This is a genomic window from uncultured Thalassolituus sp., assembly GCF_950066645.1.
Taxonomy (GTDB): Bacteria; Pseudomonadota; Gammaproteobacteria; order Pseudomonadales; family Oceanobacteraceae; genus Thalassolituus.
Genome location: NZ_CATMFB010000001.1, coordinates 317,765 through 334,837, shown reverse-complemented (window position 1 = coordinate 334,837; position 17,073 = coordinate 317,765). Strand labels below are relative to the sequence as shown.

The window sequence follows — 17,073 nt, the reverse complement described above, 5'->3', positions numbered from 1 at the left end:
GCCCCTCCTGTTACAGCGATTGCGGGCAACTGAAATTGCGCAGCAATCCAAGATCAAAAGGATTCGTGTTTGTAAGCGCAGTCAAACGGTACCGGACGTCGTAACCCTCGACCATGAGGGTCATCATTTTCTCGGCAGGATTAACTGCTGAGCGCAGGCTCGCTCCGTCGAGCAGATGAATCAAAGACCAGTCACCGTCGTACTGCTGACTGCTGACACGCTCACCCAGGTCTTCGAAGATTAAGCGTGAACGTCCGCTTTCACCTGCCGTCCAACTGACTGGCTTTTCAATTCTTGGGCCGTGAGAATAGCTGATGCGCTGCTCACCAATCTCCAGCGTGAAAAGACGTACGTTGGAATTCAGTTTGTCTGGTATGAGGCGGAAATCGACACCTGCGGTTTCACCCTTGGAGAACCAGGCGCGACGGATATTATCTGCGCGTCGGAACTGCGCAAGCGTGTCTGAACGCAGTCCGATTGAGACACCACCATAGCTCTTCAGCTTCCAGCGATAGGTATCCACAAACGGCGCGACATATTCATCAACAAACGCCTGCTGAATGCCGCCCGGCTTAAAGAAGTCGTTAAACGCCACAACAGACGCCTCGGTCTGACGACCCGCCGACATCGGGAAGCGGTCGTTAAGGGTGTTGCGATAGGTTTCGTATACCTGATAACGCCACACAGTATCCAGATGCACCTTGGCCTTCGCCATCACAATCTGCCAGGAGCCATCAGCAAGATCGTTCAGCCATTCTGCGGGCTGCTCGGGGGCTGTCGCCGCCAGGTTTTTAAGCTGCTGAATGGCGTCTGCACCGCCACCGGTAAAACGTTTTTTCGCCGCTTCAAACGCTGCCGCATTGGAATCCGGCGCGCCATCAATCTGACCTAAGTACTGAGCCAGACCACTGATGGCATCAAGATAACCCTGAAATTTGGATGGTGTGCCTTTCTCGGCATCGAGCATGCGCTGAATATCGCGGAAGCGCAGATCAACCAGTGTTGGGTCGTAGGTCATATCCGCGAGCTTACCGGCCAGCTTGCCGGCGTTGGTGGCTCCGGCGGCGGTTGGCAATTCGATTTCTTTCGTCAGACGGGTATTTTTAGCCACCAGTTCCGACACCTGCAGGAGCGGCGATGATAGCTGATCGGCAAACTGCAGCAGCGTTGTCACAGACTGACTACCGCCAGGCAGAGGTTGCAGAGAGAAGCGGGCATAAAAGGCCTGCCAGCGACGTGCGTATTCCGTCAGGTAGAGCTTTTCAACCTCATCGGAAAGCTTCTGCAGATCTGCCTTGGTGTAATCATCGCTGGCGCCATCGCCTCCGTAGATCCAGCGATCAGCAGCGATCTGCTTCATCATTTCGGAATCCGGACCGTAATCGGCATTGTCGTAACCGGCTTTGGTAAAGAGATACGGCATACTGAATACGGCATCGTTCTCACTCAGACCAAACGTCTGCTGCGGGTTTCCACCGATCTCGCGATACAGATCAACCATGGCGCCGTTGTTGCCTACTTTCTGCAGCTGGGCGAACAGACGTTGAGCCACCGGAATCCGGCGCAGATAGTCCCGTGAGCGCTGTACGACATACTTATCGGCGTCGTACTGCTCACTTAAGCCCTGCGCGATCAGGTTATCAAGATGCGTCATCAGCTGTGACTGCTTGCCAGCCTCTCCCGGAAGCAGGTCTTCCCAGCGGGTCTGTGCATAGGCGCGAATTTCGTCAGTGTTTCTGTGCTCCTGATCGAACAGCATCAGATATACACGGAATACCGGCAACAAGGCGGTGTCATCCGCACCGAGGGATCCCAGATGACGCTCCATCATATTCGCCAGCGCAGGTTGAAACAGCTCTGCAAGCTCCTGCTGATAAACACGATCGACCGCGTCATCAACACGCCCATCATAGAGCCCAAGCGAAGATATAAAGGGATGGGCTTCCTGATCGTACACCAGCGTTGCCTTATACAGTGGCGCCAACACCTCAAGTGCTTCGCGGGTGTCCGCCTGTTCTGGGCGAAGGTTCTTACGCAACTGACGATACTCGTCGTAAAGCGCATCCACGTCGGCCATATAGGCTTTGTTCTGCGTCAGTCCACCGGTCCACAACGCAACGCTGCCGGCAAACACCAACAGCAGTGACGCGAAAGCGCCCCTGCGCATCCAGCGCAGCAGGTTTTCAATTTTCTTATTAACCCCCACCAGCTCAGATTCAGGGAAAATAACGTCATCAAACAACCGGGTAATAAAGAAGCTTTTGCCGCTGTTGTGCTGCTGCTTACCCATATTGCGCTCAAGACCAAAGTTAGCACTCACTTGCGCCATCATGCGGTCAATCGGGCTACCTTCCTGGGTTGCACTGGTAAAGTAGACGCCACGCAACATGGGCACAGAGCCGTAATTATGAGGCGCGAACGTCTGTTGCAGAAATTCTTCCAGAATGGCTCCGAGGCTTTCCATATGCGCAGGGAAGCTCTGGATCGAAACCCGCTTATCAATATTGCGTTCGTTCTGCACACGCCAGAGCAGGCGCTCATTGAGGCGACGAAGTAACTGTGCGAACTCACCCCGGAACAGGCTGAGATCAGCACCGGCGTCAGCGCTCTGCTCTTCAGGGAAACTGACGCCCCACACCTGTTCACGTTCAGCCTGCGACAGATTACCGAAATACTCAGCGAAGCCAGCCACCAGGTCACACTTAGTGAACGTAAGATACACAGGAAAACGGATGCCTAATTCGTCCTGAAGCTCACTGATACGGGTGCGGATTGTTTTCGCCTGCAGTTCACGCTGTTCGCGGGTCTGAACCATCAGATCCTGCAGAGAAATGGCGACCAGTGCACCATTAATCGGCCGGCGGCGGCGATATTTTTTCAGCAGTGTCAGAAATGCGCGCCACGCATTATTGTCGACCACACGGTGACTGTCCTGCGTGGTGTAGCGCCCCGCAGTATCAATTAACACAGCGTCGTTGGTAAACCACCAATCACAGTTGCGGGTACCACCTACCCCACCCAAGGCCTGTTTGCCATGGGACTCTGCCAGAGGGAATTCTAATCCGGAATTAACCAGTGCGGTGGTCTTACCCGACCCCGGTGGACCAATAATGATGTACCAGGGCAGTTGATAGAGGCTGCGCTTGCCACGACGGGAACGGAAGCGGGCATTTTTCAGCGTCATCAGGGCATCGCGGAAACGCTGCGCCATGGCGGCCAGTTCTTCCTGGCTACGCTCTTCATCGGGGTTGGCTGCGGGTTCCTGCGACGCTTCAATTTCGCCGAGCAACTCACGGTTCTGGCGGCGCTCAAGCAACCACTGACTCAGGTTCCAGGTCAGCCAGAGCGCCCAGAAAATACCGATAATAATAAAACGGGTTGTCGTGCTGAGGGTGACATTGTCTGCACCGAATTTAATAAACTCAGCACCGAACCAGATCAGCAACGACAGTGCTGTCAGTCCGATGATCCCCATGACCCATTTATTCTGCAGAAAAGCCACCAGCTTTTTCATGTGTTCTCCGTGTACACGTCAGGTGGCAGACCGGCCTCCCTGTCGGTATCTTTTTTTATTCAGCGTAATTCAATAGAAGCGTTTGCCCGGCGGCGCAATCGTCGGAACGTCCGGCGCTCCGGTCTCCGGAGTCCCGGCCACATCACTGAGAATATGTTCGGCCACGGGAGCCGTTTCCTGATACAGCCAATAGCGGAATCCGGAGTAAGTCAGCACCAGCACGGCGAGCACAACGCTGGCAAAGACCCAGAGTGGAATATAATTTTTCAGGTATTCCTGCGGTTTTACCGTGCCTTCCCAATGCGGAGACAACTCGCGCTCCCAGCCCGGGCGATGGCTTTCGATGGTGCTGTAGAGATTTTCGCGGATCTGCTCCAGCTGCTCTGCCCCACGCGGCATCACCCGGTATTTGCCCTGAAAACCGAGACTGAGGCAAAGATAATACAACTCCAGCAGATCCAGATGCGTGCCCGGTGTTTCGAGAAGGCGCTGCAGAATCAGAAACGATTTTTCCCCGCCCGACGTTTCCTGGTGAAAGAGGCTCAGCAGTGTGCGCTGACTCCAGCCACTCCCAGCCCCCCAGGGCGTGTTAAGTACCACTTCATCCATTACTGAACAGAGCAGATAGCGCGCGGCGAGCACGCTGTCACCGCTTAAGCCGGCGTTACGGGTTACGCGCTCGAACGTTTTAATTTCTTCTGTCAGTCGCTTGTGCAGATCAGGCACGTTACCGTGCTGTGCCGTCATACGCAGTTTACTCACCAGAGCAAGCAGGGTGGCAGCAGAGCTGACGAGCGGATTAAGCCCTTCACGCACCTGGATTCTTTCGCCACTGACCGCGGCAGGTCCGGGGGACGGCGCCGCACCGGCAGGAGTTGCCTGCGGTGCTGCTCCTGGGGTTGCGCCCCGCGCTGCACCGGGAGTTGGAATCATGACAGTGCGATCGCTCGCTCCCGGCATAGGTCGGTCATTTCCGCTCATGATCTCAGCTCCTGATTGCCCAGAGTTCCATCGTCAGGCCCGGATATTCCGCCCCAAGATGTACAGCAAAACCACCTGACTGCTGCATCGAATTCCACAGCTCGCCGGTGTTCTCAATTTCAAAATAGGTAAACCCGGCATGATACGGAATCTGACGCGGCGCAACCGGCAATGGGCGCGTGCGCAGACCCGGCAATTGCGTGGTGATCAGTTCACGGATGGTTTCTACCGGTGCAATTTTCGCCTGCGCCGGGAATCGTGTGCGCAGCATCTCGGTCGGCATATCCGCCTTAACTGCAATCACGAAGGACGCACTGCGCGTCAGTGACGGATCGGTGATCGGCGCCACGTGAATACCGTACTTACGTTCGACAAGGTCCATCGCGACAGCAGAGGACTCAAGTACCATGCTCAGCGACTGGCGCAACACCGCAAACACCCCAGCAAATGTCTGCTGCAGATTCTCGTGATTGTACGGAGGCATCTCAGGCGGGCGCTTATCATTTGCCGTGAAGGTCGCAAGTTCACCCGCAAGCTGCAGTAACTCGGTATACAGCGTCAGCGGATGCAGGCTGCTGAGCCGCGACAGATGACGGATCATAGGCTCGTTACGGTTAATGACCTGTAGCAGCAGATAATCGGCAATTTCTGCCGAGCCTGCGCGACCGGAGTCACTGAGGCGATGACTCAGCGCTTCGCCACGCTGTTTCAGCAGGCCGGTCACTTCTTCGATGTAGGCTTTGATTTCGCCACTGACCGAACAATCCAGTACAGGGGGAATAAAAGTACGATCCAGTTTGACCGGATTCCCCGGGAGGCGCTCAACAATACGCGCGACACCGATGGCAGCGTATCCACCGAGGTCTTCTGACCCCAGCTTGAAGCAAGTCGCAAGTTTGCCTATCTGAATGCGTGCTGATTGCCCCGACGCAGATGAGCTGTCGCGGGCATCAAAATTAAAGGTGTGATATCGCGCCTGCGGAAACTCCTCAGCGTCCCGGACCGACTCCTGCGCACCCGGTCGTCTCATCGGTACACAGAGATATACAATCTCATCGCGGGTATTTTCCGGAACCTCAATAATGTCGGGAAGCTCTTCCGCCTCCGGCGCCAGAATCGGTGTACCGTCGGGAAAAACACCGCGCACGGACGACAGAGAAACTTTGCCAAGCCCCAGGGCTTCGACATCGATCGTCAGCTCCTGAATACCCCAGAAGTAACTGCCAATGGCGCCTGTACGAACATCAACAAGGCGTTCAATGAAGCGATCCTGCTGCTGAAAGTGCTGCGGACGAAGGAACATCCCTTCCGACCAGATTACCTTGTTCTTCGAAGACATCTGTCATCCCTTGCATAGGCCACACTGACGCATGGCTGAGTAAACCGTCTCTTATTGGGAAGAGCGGTCATTACGTAATTGTTTGTGTGGTGTGGCGCCGCTATCGTCTCTGGTTTCTTCAACAATCGCAATGCGGTTGTCATCAAGGCTGACACTGACCACGGTCTGGTTATGCTCCAGCACAGGGACCACAAGCAGTGCCTCCGCATCGCGATACTGAATAAATTCTGCCATCAGACCGATATATTTCACCTCAGGTGTCAGAGGCAGCGTTTCACTACGGGTCTCCCCGGGAGTCACTTCTTTCAGGGCGACAGAATCAATCAGATCCTTACCCAGACGCGCCGCGGCCCCTTCATAAAGACTGAGAAAGTCTTCCCGGCTGAACTGACGATCATCCGCCAACTGAAAAACATGCAATACCACAGGCGACGGCCGGCCATCAGAGTCCGGGTTTACCGCATCGGTTGCCGTCAGGCGCACCACCACGGAAGTATCCATATTCAGTGCTTTACGCGCAGACTGGCACCCGGACACAGACACCAGAGCCAACGTGAGCAGGACACACCCTGCAATTTTTCTGTACAACATCACATATCCTTATCTGAAAACAGGTTACTGCCGGTTCAGCGCCCGGGCATTTTTAAGTTCCGCCAGCTGCTTTTCATAAGCACGGGCAAATTCTTCACCAAACAGCTGATTGTACGTCGTCTCGTAATCACCCTTCAGCGACTTGTAATACTGCTCAAAGCCCACCCACTGCTTTGCGTCCTTGTTACCGAGCAGTGAATCCCGGGCATTGATATAGCGCTTAAGATTTTCAGGGTCAAAATGCCTGAGCATACTTTCATAAGCCGCGTGCATGCCTTTCAGAACGGCCACCTGATGATCAGAAAGGTCATCGAAGCTGTCCCGGATGGCTTCCTGTGGCTTCATAAACGCAGAAGCATCATTAGCAAACATCATCTTCAGTGCGTCTGCGGCATTTGCTGAGAACTTCAGCGGATTATTATCCACCGTCTGGATCATGGTGTGCTGCACACGAAGTTCGTTTTTGATGGCGGTACGGGCACGCAGCAGATCAATCAGCCGGGTCACCGCTTCATTCACAATCCCGGACACTTCGGGCAACAGAGCCGTCAACTGGTCATCGCTAAGATTCGGCACACCAAGCTGCGACGCCAGAGTTTTAAGGTCAGTCACACTGGCTGACGACGCGACCGGAGCAGCAGGCGCAGGCACAACTGGCGGTGGAGGAATCTGCGGCTCAGGCACAGGAGGCGTGTACGGGTCCGGTGCTGGCGCAGGTGCCACATCACCAGCAGGCACACCGAACAGACTGTCAATGCTTTCACCTTCGACACTGGCTACAGAAGCCGCGAATGGATCAGCAGCCGGGGCAATCGGTGGCACAGGCGGCGCGACAGGTGCCGGCTCTGGCACCGCCCCCTGAGGGGTTGGCACCCGGAACTGATGCTGATCGGCAGGAGCGTGATCCGACTGACTGCCCGACTTCCACCAGTCGTCATTGTCATCCCAGTCCGAAAGCCCGGGCGATGCCGGGGACTGTTTTGGCTGACTCAGAGCCGCCAATGGGTCGGAACTGTCCTGAACATCAGCGAAGGGAGAAGGAGAAGAATCCGCACTGCTTCCCCACGGATCAGATGCAGGCGCATTGTCCGCCGACCGGGAGACAACCGCTCCCCAGTCCTGCCCCTCTTTTGCGGGCGCAGACGCTGAAGGCTCCAACCAGGAATCCAGATCTTTAGCACTGCTGGCGGCCTGCTGTTTCGCGGCCGTAGCGTGGTTGAAGGTAGTGCGGTCACTGCTGTCGAGAAAATCGACCGCGCCCAGCCCCGCCGGGATTGCAGCTTCCTGAGGCGGTGCTTTCAGAGTCGCTTTAAGTTGATACTCACCACAGATAAAGACATCTCCGGCCTTGATCGGGTGCACATTACCCGCTCCCAAAGGTGCCTGACTATCGTTCACAAAAGTACCGTTGGTACTGTGATCCAGCAGAGTAAACTGACCGTTATCAAAGACGACTTCCAGGTGTCGGGACGAGAGAATACGCTCAGTGTCTGGCAGCACCCAGTCATTCGAATCTGCACGACCGATTACGCCGCCCGCACTGCGGAAAACTTTCGTGTGGTTCAGCATATTAGCGTGGGGTGGACATTCGACCACAGTCAGAATCAAATCCATTTATTCACCATCAGGTTCCTGGAAGTCAGCAGTGTGGGAGACTACCGCAAATGGACGGAATCGGGTACCCGTCGGAGACGCTGCCATACTGCATACAGACTGGAGAAGACAGAGTTCTGCCTTGAGCCGTGAGAGCAGATCCTATAATATCGGCGCCACTTTCCGAGTTCAAGCTGACGGAAAAGCGGGCCGTAAGGAGACGAAGGCTCGCAGCAGACTTAATACGTCACCGCGACAGATTTAACAGGCGCACTATGACTGATAACAGGGACGACAAAACCCGCCTCGTCACCACCGGGCAGGGAACCAACAAAAGCAAAGCCAACGAGAAGCCGGATCACGACGCCAAAGACGACGCCACTGTCTTTGCTGGCTCTGGTGCTGTTCCACCACGTCCCGCCGACGCCACACTGATTACCTCCCGCACACCACTGAGCAGCCCTGTCAGCCAGCGAAACGGCGATGACCAAGGTGCGACGCCGACCGTCTCGGCGGTTAATAACAAGGTAATCAAAGGTCGCTTCGAGCTTGTCAGCATGTTGGGTGCCGGTGGCATGGGAGCCGTATACAAAGCACTCGACCGCCGTAAAGTTGAGGCCAGCGACTCCGACCCTTACGTTGCCGTCAAGCTGTTGAATGACGATTTCCGCCAGCACCCGGATGCCTTTATTTCGCTGCAGCGTGAATCACGTAAATCCCAGACACTTGCACACCCGAACATCGTAACGGTGTACGACTTTGACCGGGACCGCGACACGGTATTTATGACCATGGAGTTCCTGGAGGGGTCGCCTCTTGATGAACTTCTGCGCGAATTCCCCCAGGGCCTTCCACAGGATCAGGCCAACAGCATTCTGCGCGATATATCCAACGCGCTGATTTATGCACACTCGCACAACATTGTTCACTCGGACTTTAAGCCGGGCAACATTTACGTCACTAAATCCAAAGGCTCGAAGGTATTTGACTTTGGTATCGCGCGCGCCGTGTCAGAAGGCAGCAGCGCCGCTCATGGTGCCGGCGAGAAAACCATTTTCGATGCGGGGACACTCGGCGCACTGACTCCGGCCTACGCCAGCTACGAAATGCTGAAAGGTGGCGAACCGGCTCAGTCCGACGATCTCTATGCGCTTGGCTGCGTTGCGTACGAACTTTTTTCAGGCAAACACCCATACGGCAAAGTGCCGGCCGACCAGGCATTTGAGAAAAAGCTCAAGCCCAAGCGCCTGAAAGGTCTGAGCCGTCGCCAGTGGAATGCACTCTCCGGCGCTCTGGAACTGAAGCGCGAGAAACGTACCGAAACCGTCGATGAATTTTATCGGGCCTTCTTTGGTCGTGCCCGCCTGCTCGGCTGGGCTCTGGCCGCGTCTCTGGTTGCATTTGCCATCGGTGGCGGTGTGTATTACCAGCAGTATCAGGAGCAGCTGGTTCAGCAGGAACAACTGAAAGCTCAGATGGCAGAAGAGCTGGCCGAGAAACTTGAGCTGACAGAGCGGAACAACCAGATTCAGAAAATTGAGCAGCTGGTTCAGATCTCGGCACTCACGCCCAAGTGGGATATGGAGCTGCGCCGCGAACTGCTCAGCTACCGTAATATGGTCGACGACCCGACTGAACTCAATGAGAGCGTCCGTGTACGTGTGGTTGATGCCTATATCGCTGAATCCAAACGCCGGATCGCCGAAAACTCCCTCGGTGATGTGCTGACACTGCTTCAGTATGCTGCGCGCTGGGATGCTCCGGCGGATGATATTTCACTGCTGACGAACCAGGTCATTACCCAGCAGGAAGCCGACCGCCTGCGTGAAGAAAATGCCCGCCTGGCTGAAGCTCAGAAAGAAGCCGAACTGCTGCGTCTGGAGCAGGAAAAACGCGAAAAAGAACTCGAAGAAGCACGCCAGATTCAGATCCGTCAGGAGGTCACTGCTCTCGAAAAATCTCTGCGCTGTCCTAACCAGATTGATGTCGCCGGCGATGTCGCAGACCACCTGCGAATTCTCGAAAACCTTGATCCAAAACGTTCAGAGCAGCTGCGTCGCGTCGTCGCTGACTCGCTGGTGAGCTGTTTTAACCGACTGTCGAAAGTCAGTCCGTTTGCCGCCGATATCATGCTGTCGGATGCCCGGGCACTCTTGCCCGCGCAGGGCGTGCTGAACCCACTGAAAGTCGACTACTGCTCGCATCTGGATGCTGGTACGGGCTCAAAAGGTCGTCGCTATACCTGCGCTGATCCGCTGCCGCGTGATGCTAAAGGCCCGCAGATGGTCGTCGTGCCTGCGCCTGAAGAAGGCAAAGCTATTGCCATCAGCCAGTACGAAATCACTTACGACGATGTCGCCGACTACTGCACTGTGACTCAGCTGTGTGATGCCGAAACGTACGCTAATAACTTCCTGCCGATTCACAATATTGATATCGAATTTGCAGAAAACTTCGCCGGCTGGCTGAGTGCAGTGACGGGGCACTATTACCGCCTGCCGTCTCACGAAGAGTGGCAGCTGGCGGCCACAGCTGACGGTACACCGGAATCACCGGACCGCAACTGCTTCCTGAAGTATGGGGCTATCGAAAAAGGCCTGGAGCTGCAGAAAACGACGAACGGCAAGCCAAACTCTTTCGGCCTGGCGTCCCACGTAGGTAATGTTCAGGAATGGGCTTATGAGGGCAACCAACTTGTCGCAGTAGGCGGCTCCCGCCAGACGCCGCTGAATGAGTGTCGCTTTACCACCAGCGTGGCCCACGATGGTACGGCCGACGAATTTACCGGCTTCCGCCTGGTCCGCGAATTACTGCGCTAAGCATCAGCGCTTATACTGGGTCGGGCAGTACGCCCGGCTCACTTCAGGGCTGCGCAGAGCAATGTGCTTGGTCGCCCTGCCACTCACCCGCCGCCGCCACATCCGGAACGAAGAAGCTTTCATCTCGCGGCGCATCAGTGCAATAACCGCCGTTTCATTCAGTCCATACAAAGCTTCAATCGCCTCAAAGGGCGTGCGGTCTTCCCACGCCATTTCAATGATTCGCGACAGATCAGCATCTGTAAATTTCTGCATTACCTTCACTCCTCTCAGCACCCGCTGACGTAGCAATTGCTGTTGCCCTGAACCTTAACGATGCGCGCATCCCGTTGACGCTCCGCCTCGTCTGGAGGGTCCATCCGGTGCCAGGCGCTGAACAGCTGCTCCTGCTGCCGACTGATGCGCAGGCCGTACGTGTCACGCATGTAGAAATAGATCCGCGCAACATCGCCACGGCGGTGCTCCGGAGGCTCAGCACGACGCAGCTTGAAATCGACCTCGAAATCACACCGACCATAATGGCGCACTTCACCCTCGAGCATACCAAAGCGATAGTTAGAGCGATCCCCGTTCAGCTCGCCCACAGCAGGTACGAGATTGTGCAGATCCGACGTCATGGTGACAAAGACCGGGTCCGTCCGGTTGCAGTTCTTGCGCCCACCCTTCTGCCAGCACTGGCGCTGATGCCCCAGCTCCCATGCAGGCACGACGTGCTCCCATTCGACGCGTGCTCCACGCTTTGGTTGTTTACGGGGTTGGTAGCCACAGGCGGTTGGATCAACAGTCTTTGCCTCAAAGCGGCAGTCGCAATAGAAAGTGACTGCCCGATCCTGATAGATACCGGCAGCAAGACGTTTAGCCTGTGAAAAAGAGGATGGAGGCCCCGCCACAACAGAACTGCTGACAACAAGCGCCAGCAGACAAAAAAACCACTTCATGAACAACAATCCGACTACTTAACTGTTCATTCCGTTGAATTTTTTTAAGCGGGCTCCTTTACCCGCAGGCTGGCGTACTGCACCAGCGGCTTGTCCTTCAGTATAGCCCAGAGAGGTGCCTGCTTCAGGCGCCCGGTAACTGAATCACCGACAGATAATGGTTAATCAGTTTAATGACTTCCGCAAAGTTATCGCCCATCTCCTGCTTTACCATATAGCCGGCCGCATTCAGGTCATAAGCCCGGCGGATGTCGTCCGGGTCTGAGGAGGTCGACAGTACCCATACCGGCAGAAAGCACAGCCGCTCGTCCTGACGCAGGGCCGACAGAAATTCGAAACCGCTCATTCCCGGCATGTTCAGATCAAGAACGATCACATCCGGAATAGGTACGTTGCCGGTCTGTAGCCCGGAAAGCGCCTCATGACCATTAGTGAGCGACACCAGACGGTGCCCCAAGCCTGCGCGCGAAAGGCCACGCTCAAAGCTCCGTATGTCGATCACATCATCATCAATCAGCAGTATCTGGCCGCCGGCGTTCATACAAATCCATCCATGAAGAAATACACAACCACAGGAAAACCCTGCTGGTAAAAAACGTTCAGTCACTTTAACCTGAAGTCAGCAGTGGTGACCAGCAGGCTTTACAGGGACGACGTATGACCAGCGACAACAAGCACTACCTTTACACCGAGCTGTACGAACGCCTGCAGAGCGATGAAAGCCTGTTCGCCTGGTTCGAAGAAGGCGCCACGGATGGCATGTGGTACTGGGATCTGACTAATCCGGAACACGAGTGGCTGAGCCCCCGCTTTAAAGCAATCTTCGGCTATCGTGAAGATGAAATTCCTCACACCTCAGCCTGGTGGCAGGAGCATATATTCCCCGAAGACCTTCCCGGCGTTCTTGATAACTTCGAAAAACACAAAGCCGACCCATCACACCCATACGATCAGATCGTGCGTTATCGGCACAAAGATGGGAAAACGATATGGGTACGTTGTCGTGGGCTGATTATCCGAGACGAACATGGAGAGCCCAGCCGGATGCTTGGCGCTCATACCGACCTGACCTCACTGATGGAAAGCCGGCAACAGCAGGAGCGTACTTCACGTCAGCTCGAACGCACCACCGAAGAGCTGAGCGAAATCAACCGACTGGCGCTGTCCACCTCTCAGATTGGGTTATGGCGGTGGGATCTGAATGACGATGCTCTGGTCTGGGATCAGGCGCTCTACGATATGTACCAGATAGAACCATCAGACGATGGGCTGAATATTAATGACTGGTGGAGTCGTATCCACCCGGAAGATGCCGACAGCCTGAAAGCGAAACTGGAAGCAGCAATACATAAGGGTGCACCTTATCGCACGACCTTCCGCGCACTTCTGCCAGATGGCTCACTGCGTTTTATCAAAGCCGCCGCCGACGTGTACTACGACGATGCCGGCAAGCCGGTCCGTATGCGCGGTGCCAACTGGGACATCACCGAAGAAAAACTGCGCGAAGCAGAGTTGGAGCGCTCAAACCGCGATCTGTCGACCTTCGCCTACGTTGCCTCACATGACCTGAAAGCGCCCCTGCGTGGCATACGTCAGCTCGCCAGCTGGATCAGGGAGGACCTTCCGGACCCACCTGCAGAGGTAAATGAGCACATCGAACTGATGCAGGGCAGGATTGAGCGCCTGGAATCTTTGCTAGACGACCTTCTGGCGTACTCCCGTGCCAGCCAGGCGGGCGACCGATATCAGAAGGAGGTGGTGTCACCTGAGGTTATTCTCCGGGATGTCTTTGAGATTCTGACCCCACCCGACGAAGTGACACTGACGATTCAGGGTTCATTCGAAGCCATTACGGTAGAAAAACCGCTGTTTGAACAAGTTCTGATCAATTTACTGGGCAACGCCATTAAACACAGAACGGAAGCCGGTGGTCAGATAAGAGTCTGGGCCGAAGATAATCCAACACACTATGAATTTCATGTCGCAGATACCAACACCCCGATTGCAGAAGAATATCATCTGAAAATCTTTGAAATGTTTCAGACGCTACGACCAAGAGACGAAGTAGAAGGCAGCGGTATGGGACTCGCGATCACCCGCCGCATTCTGCACGAACGTGGCGGGAAAATACGGGTAATCACTCATACCGACGAAACTGACGATGTTCCGACAGGCAATGAATTTATTTTTACCTGGCCCAGGGCGTAATCAGTCTCCAGTTCCGGATGATTCGGTCTGTTTTTCATCCTCTGCCTGACGCGCCTTTTTCTCCATAACATAATCAAGACTACGCACAAGCAGTTGCGTGGTCAGTTCATCTTTATTGAGAAAGTCGAAGATATCGGCATCGAGAAAACGACTATCCAGCGCCGCTTCATCATAGCCTGACATCAGAATAATCGGCGTGCTGATATTCTTCTCACGAATAGCATCGGAGAAGTTCTGTGCCGTGCCTTCGGCCAGTTGAAAATCCACGAGAAGCACATCGAACTCTTCCGAGGAAGCCGCACCAATCGCTTCATCGATCCGGGAGAAATCCGACACTCTGTATTGCCGGTCCGGAATCATCCGAAGCATGCGCACTACCCGTCGACGGTCAACGTCATCGTCTTCGAGGACCAACACGCGAACAGGAGCTTCCGGAAGGGTAGCAGGCTCGCTCTCATCATCCAGCAAACTACTTCTGAGACTTTCCTGAGCGCGTTCCAGCGCCCCTTCAACAAAACGTTGTCGTGATATATTTGTGAGCGTCAGAACAACGCCAGACTGGGCTCCCGATCCGCTATAACGGTAAGGTAGAATACGGATCAGGAGAGCATGATCAGCATTGCTGGATATCGACTTCTCTATCGTCACACCTTCTTTACTGACATGTGCAATATCAGTCATGATGTCAGGGTACTTCAGCTCGTGAGAGATGTGATGAAATGGACGCCCGACGTCATTGTCGCGAAGATGAATATAGTTAGTTGATACCGGAGTGAACTTCCGGATCGACAGCGTCCGGTCGAGAAAAACAATCCCGATATTGGTCGCGTTGATCACGCTGTCCAGATCATCATTTGCCTCAGTCAGCTCAGCTATTTTTTCCTGATACTCACTGTTTACCGTGTACAGTTCTTCGTTAACAGACTGAAGTTCTTCATTCGTACTCTGCAGCTCTTCGTTGGCAGACATCAGCTCTTCGTTAGCAGACTGCAGCTCTTCATTAGTTGTTTCCAGTTCTTCAATGGTTACCTGCAGGTGCTCCTGCTTTTTCACCAGTTCAAGTTCCAGGTCACGGATCCGCTGACGGGAGTGTTCACTGGCATTAAAGGATATTTTCTCTTTTTCCTTTTTTGTCAGCTCCTGATTTTTATTCAGGAACTGAACGGCATAAAACACAGGTGAGCCAACAATATCTTTATCATTCACATACAGGACTGACAGATCGATCAGATAGTCCTTTCCATCGCGAGCACTGACAGATACATCTTCGTAAAAAACGTCCTCAGAGTTCTTCTCGCAACGATAAAGTGCTGTCGATACGGCAACCGCCAGATCATCCACAACAATGTCTTTAATGTTGTTTGTTACTTTTCCGGGTCTGAAGGGCTTAACGTAATCACCCACATCTCCGTAGACGTGTACTGCGTCAAACTGTGCGTTAAGGATAATACTGTCAGGTGCATATTCTTCGATAATACGCTCGGTTACGGTATCCATTCCCGGTACACCGTTAGTCTTTGCCGGTCGGCTTGTACTGCTCATAACAGGCATCACCTGATTCACTGGAAAGCGTCCATTCGCAGACAGGCCCGGTGGGGTAGCTCCGATAGGAACCCGCTGGTTACTGACTTTACGGAAGATCTTACGACGCTCATCAACGACCTCGAAGTGCGTCTGCAGATCTCCCAGCGATTCAGAGGGCCCAAGCCAGAGTACGCCATGTTGGCGCAACGCAAAAAACAAAGACGCCAGCACTTTCTTCTGAGCAATATGTTGGAAATAGATCAATACATTACGACAACTGACCAGATCAATATGAGAGAATGGCGGGTCCTCAAGCATATTATGCGTGGCAAATATCACCATCTCCCGCAGTCTGGGAGATACCACATATGCGCCTTCTTTTCTGACAAAATACTTTCTCAGCCTGTCTTCGTTCATGTCATGTTCTATATCCAGGGGGTACCGCCCTGAACTCGCTTCAGCAATCGCTTCTGCATCGACATCTGTGGCAAATATATGTACCCGACAAACTAATTTATTCTCAGCGATGTAATCGTTAAACATCATCGCCAGAGAGTAGGCCTCCTCCCCGGTAGAGCAACCGGCAACCCAGATTCTGACAGGCTCGTTCTTTTTAATTGCCCGACTGACAATCGTTGGAACCACTTCTTTTTCAATGCGATCGCATATTTTTTCGTCACGGAAAAAACGGGTGACACCGATCAGCAACTCTTTACCCAGTGTCTGCAACTCTCGTGGAGAATCGACAAGTAATCGATGATATGCATTAAGCGTTGCTAGCTGATTAATACCCAATCGACGTTCAATCCGGCGGGCGACGGTAGAGGCCTTATAATGAGAGAAGTTGATTGCTGATTGATTACGGAGTAATTGAAAAATATTCTCAAGCGTACTGGTTTCTTCATCAGACGTATTATCCATCAGCGGCTTTTTGCCTGAAATAAACGGGTGACGGAAATAACTGACCAGGCTGTCTCCCATTTCATCAGGGGGAAGTAATAAATCTGCAAGGCCTGTGCTATACGCACTCATTGGCATGCCGTCGAATTTAGCCGACGCGGGCTCCTGTATCATTACAAGACCGCCAGCTTCCTTCATGGCTTTAATTCCACGCGTTCCATCGCTGCCGGTCCCCGAGAGAACGACACCAACGGCTTTATGCTGGTAATTTTCAGCGAGGGAGCGAAGAAAGAAATCAATCGGCATCTGCGGCTGGGTATCAGGCACCTGGTCCGACAACAGCAACCGCCCTTCACCGAGCATCATGTTTTTTCGTGGAGGCATCAGGTAAACATGATTTGCGAGAAGCTCTACACCATCCGACGCCTGAGCAATCGGCATTTTCGTATACCTGCTAAGCAGTTCTGGCATCATGCTTTTATAATCAGGTGACAGGTGCTGAGCCACAATAAAAACGGCTCCGGTATCTGACGGAATATGCCCAAAGAACTCCTGTAAGGCCTCCAGGCCACCTGCAGAGGCTCCAATCCCAACATAGTGACTGGGAACCTCTGTCATTTCCTCGTGATTATCTGTCATAAGATTCTGATACCGGATTCCTGCCGG

Annotated in this window: 11 protein-coding genes; 2 read left to right on the top strand and 9 right to left on the bottom strand. The window is 54.0% G+C overall.

The features are described from left to right. Positions 1–10: 10 nt before the first annotated feature. The 5 genes from tssM to tagH form a co-directional block, all read right to left on the bottom strand. Positions 11–3,514 (bottom strand): type VI secretion system membrane subunit TssM, encoded by a 3,504-nt coding sequence (tssM, locus tag Q1L85_RS01510; protein WP_300424408.1) that lies wholly within the window; start codon positions 3,512–3,514, stop codon positions 11–13. A gap of 69 nt (positions 3,515–3,583) precedes the next feature. Further along, a complete protein-coding gene (gene icmH / locus Q1L85_RS01505; protein WP_300424406.1) occupies positions 3,584–4,495 on the bottom strand; it encodes a type IVB secretion system protein IcmH/DotU in 912 nt (303 codons plus the stop codon). Positions 4,496–4,499: 4 nt separating this feature from the next. Further along, a complete protein-coding gene (gene tssK, locus Q1L85_RS01500) occupies positions 4,500–5,834 on the bottom strand; it encodes a type VI secretion system baseplate subunit TssK (RefSeq protein ID WP_300424404.1) in 1,335 nt (444 codons plus the stop codon). A gap of 51 nt (positions 5,835–5,885) precedes the next feature. Next, complete coding sequence (gene tssJ / locus Q1L85_RS01495; RefSeq protein ID WP_300424403.1) at positions 5,886–6,425, bottom strand: type VI secretion system lipoprotein TssJ; 540 nt, start codon at positions 6,423–6,425, stop codon at positions 5,886–5,888. A gap of 24 nt (positions 6,426–6,449) precedes the next feature. After that, positions 6,450–8,039, bottom strand: coding sequence for a type VI secretion system-associated FHA domain protein TagH (gene tagH / locus Q1L85_RS01490; RefSeq protein WP_300424402.1), 1,590 nt, complete (start codon positions 8,037–8,039; stop codon positions 6,450–6,452). Positions 8,040–8,293: 254 nt separating this feature from the next. Here tagH and Q1L85_RS01485 point away from each other — a divergent pair, with 254 nt between their 5' ends. Continuing rightward, entirely contained in the window at positions 8,294–10,837 is a 2,544-nt protein-coding gene (locus Q1L85_RS01485) for a protein kinase (RefSeq protein WP_300424400.1), read from the top strand. A 3-nt stretch (positions 10,838–10,840) separates the two neighbouring features. Here the strand turns inward: Q1L85_RS01485 and Q1L85_RS01480 are convergent, their stop codons facing one another. The 3 genes from Q1L85_RS01480 to Q1L85_RS01470 form a co-directional block, all read right to left on the bottom strand. Further along, positions 10,841–11,092 (bottom strand): TIGR03643 family protein, encoded by a 252-nt coding sequence (locus Q1L85_RS01480; protein WP_300424398.1) that lies wholly within the window; start codon positions 11,090–11,092, stop codon positions 10,841–10,843. A gap of 14 nt (positions 11,093–11,106) precedes the next feature. Next, a complete protein-coding gene (locus Q1L85_RS01475) occupies positions 11,107–11,775 on the bottom strand; it encodes an endonuclease (protein ID WP_300424397.1) in 669 nt (222 codons plus the stop codon). Positions 11,776–11,899: 124 nt separating this feature from the next. Further along, positions 11,900–12,316 (bottom strand): response regulator, encoded by a 417-nt coding sequence (locus tag Q1L85_RS01470; protein ID WP_300424396.1) that lies wholly within the window; start codon positions 12,314–12,316, stop codon positions 11,900–11,902. Positions 12,317–12,432: 116 nt separating this feature from the next. On the opposite strand from Q1L85_RS01470, the gene Q1L85_RS01465 reads away from it, so the two are divergent. After that, on the top strand, positions 12,433–13,983 hold the full coding sequence (locus tag Q1L85_RS01465) for a PAS domain-containing protein (protein ID WP_300424395.1): 1,551 nt from the start codon (positions 12,433–12,435) through the stop codon (positions 13,981–13,983). Here Q1L85_RS01465 and Q1L85_RS01460 read toward each other — a convergent pair whose 3' ends face one another. Further along, positions 13,984–17,046: a chemotaxis protein CheB gene (locus tag Q1L85_RS01460; protein ID WP_300424393.1), complete on the bottom strand. Its 3,063-nt coding sequence runs from the start codon at positions 17,044–17,046 to the stop codon at positions 13,984–13,986. Between the last annotated feature and the right edge of the window lie 27 nt (positions 17,047–17,073).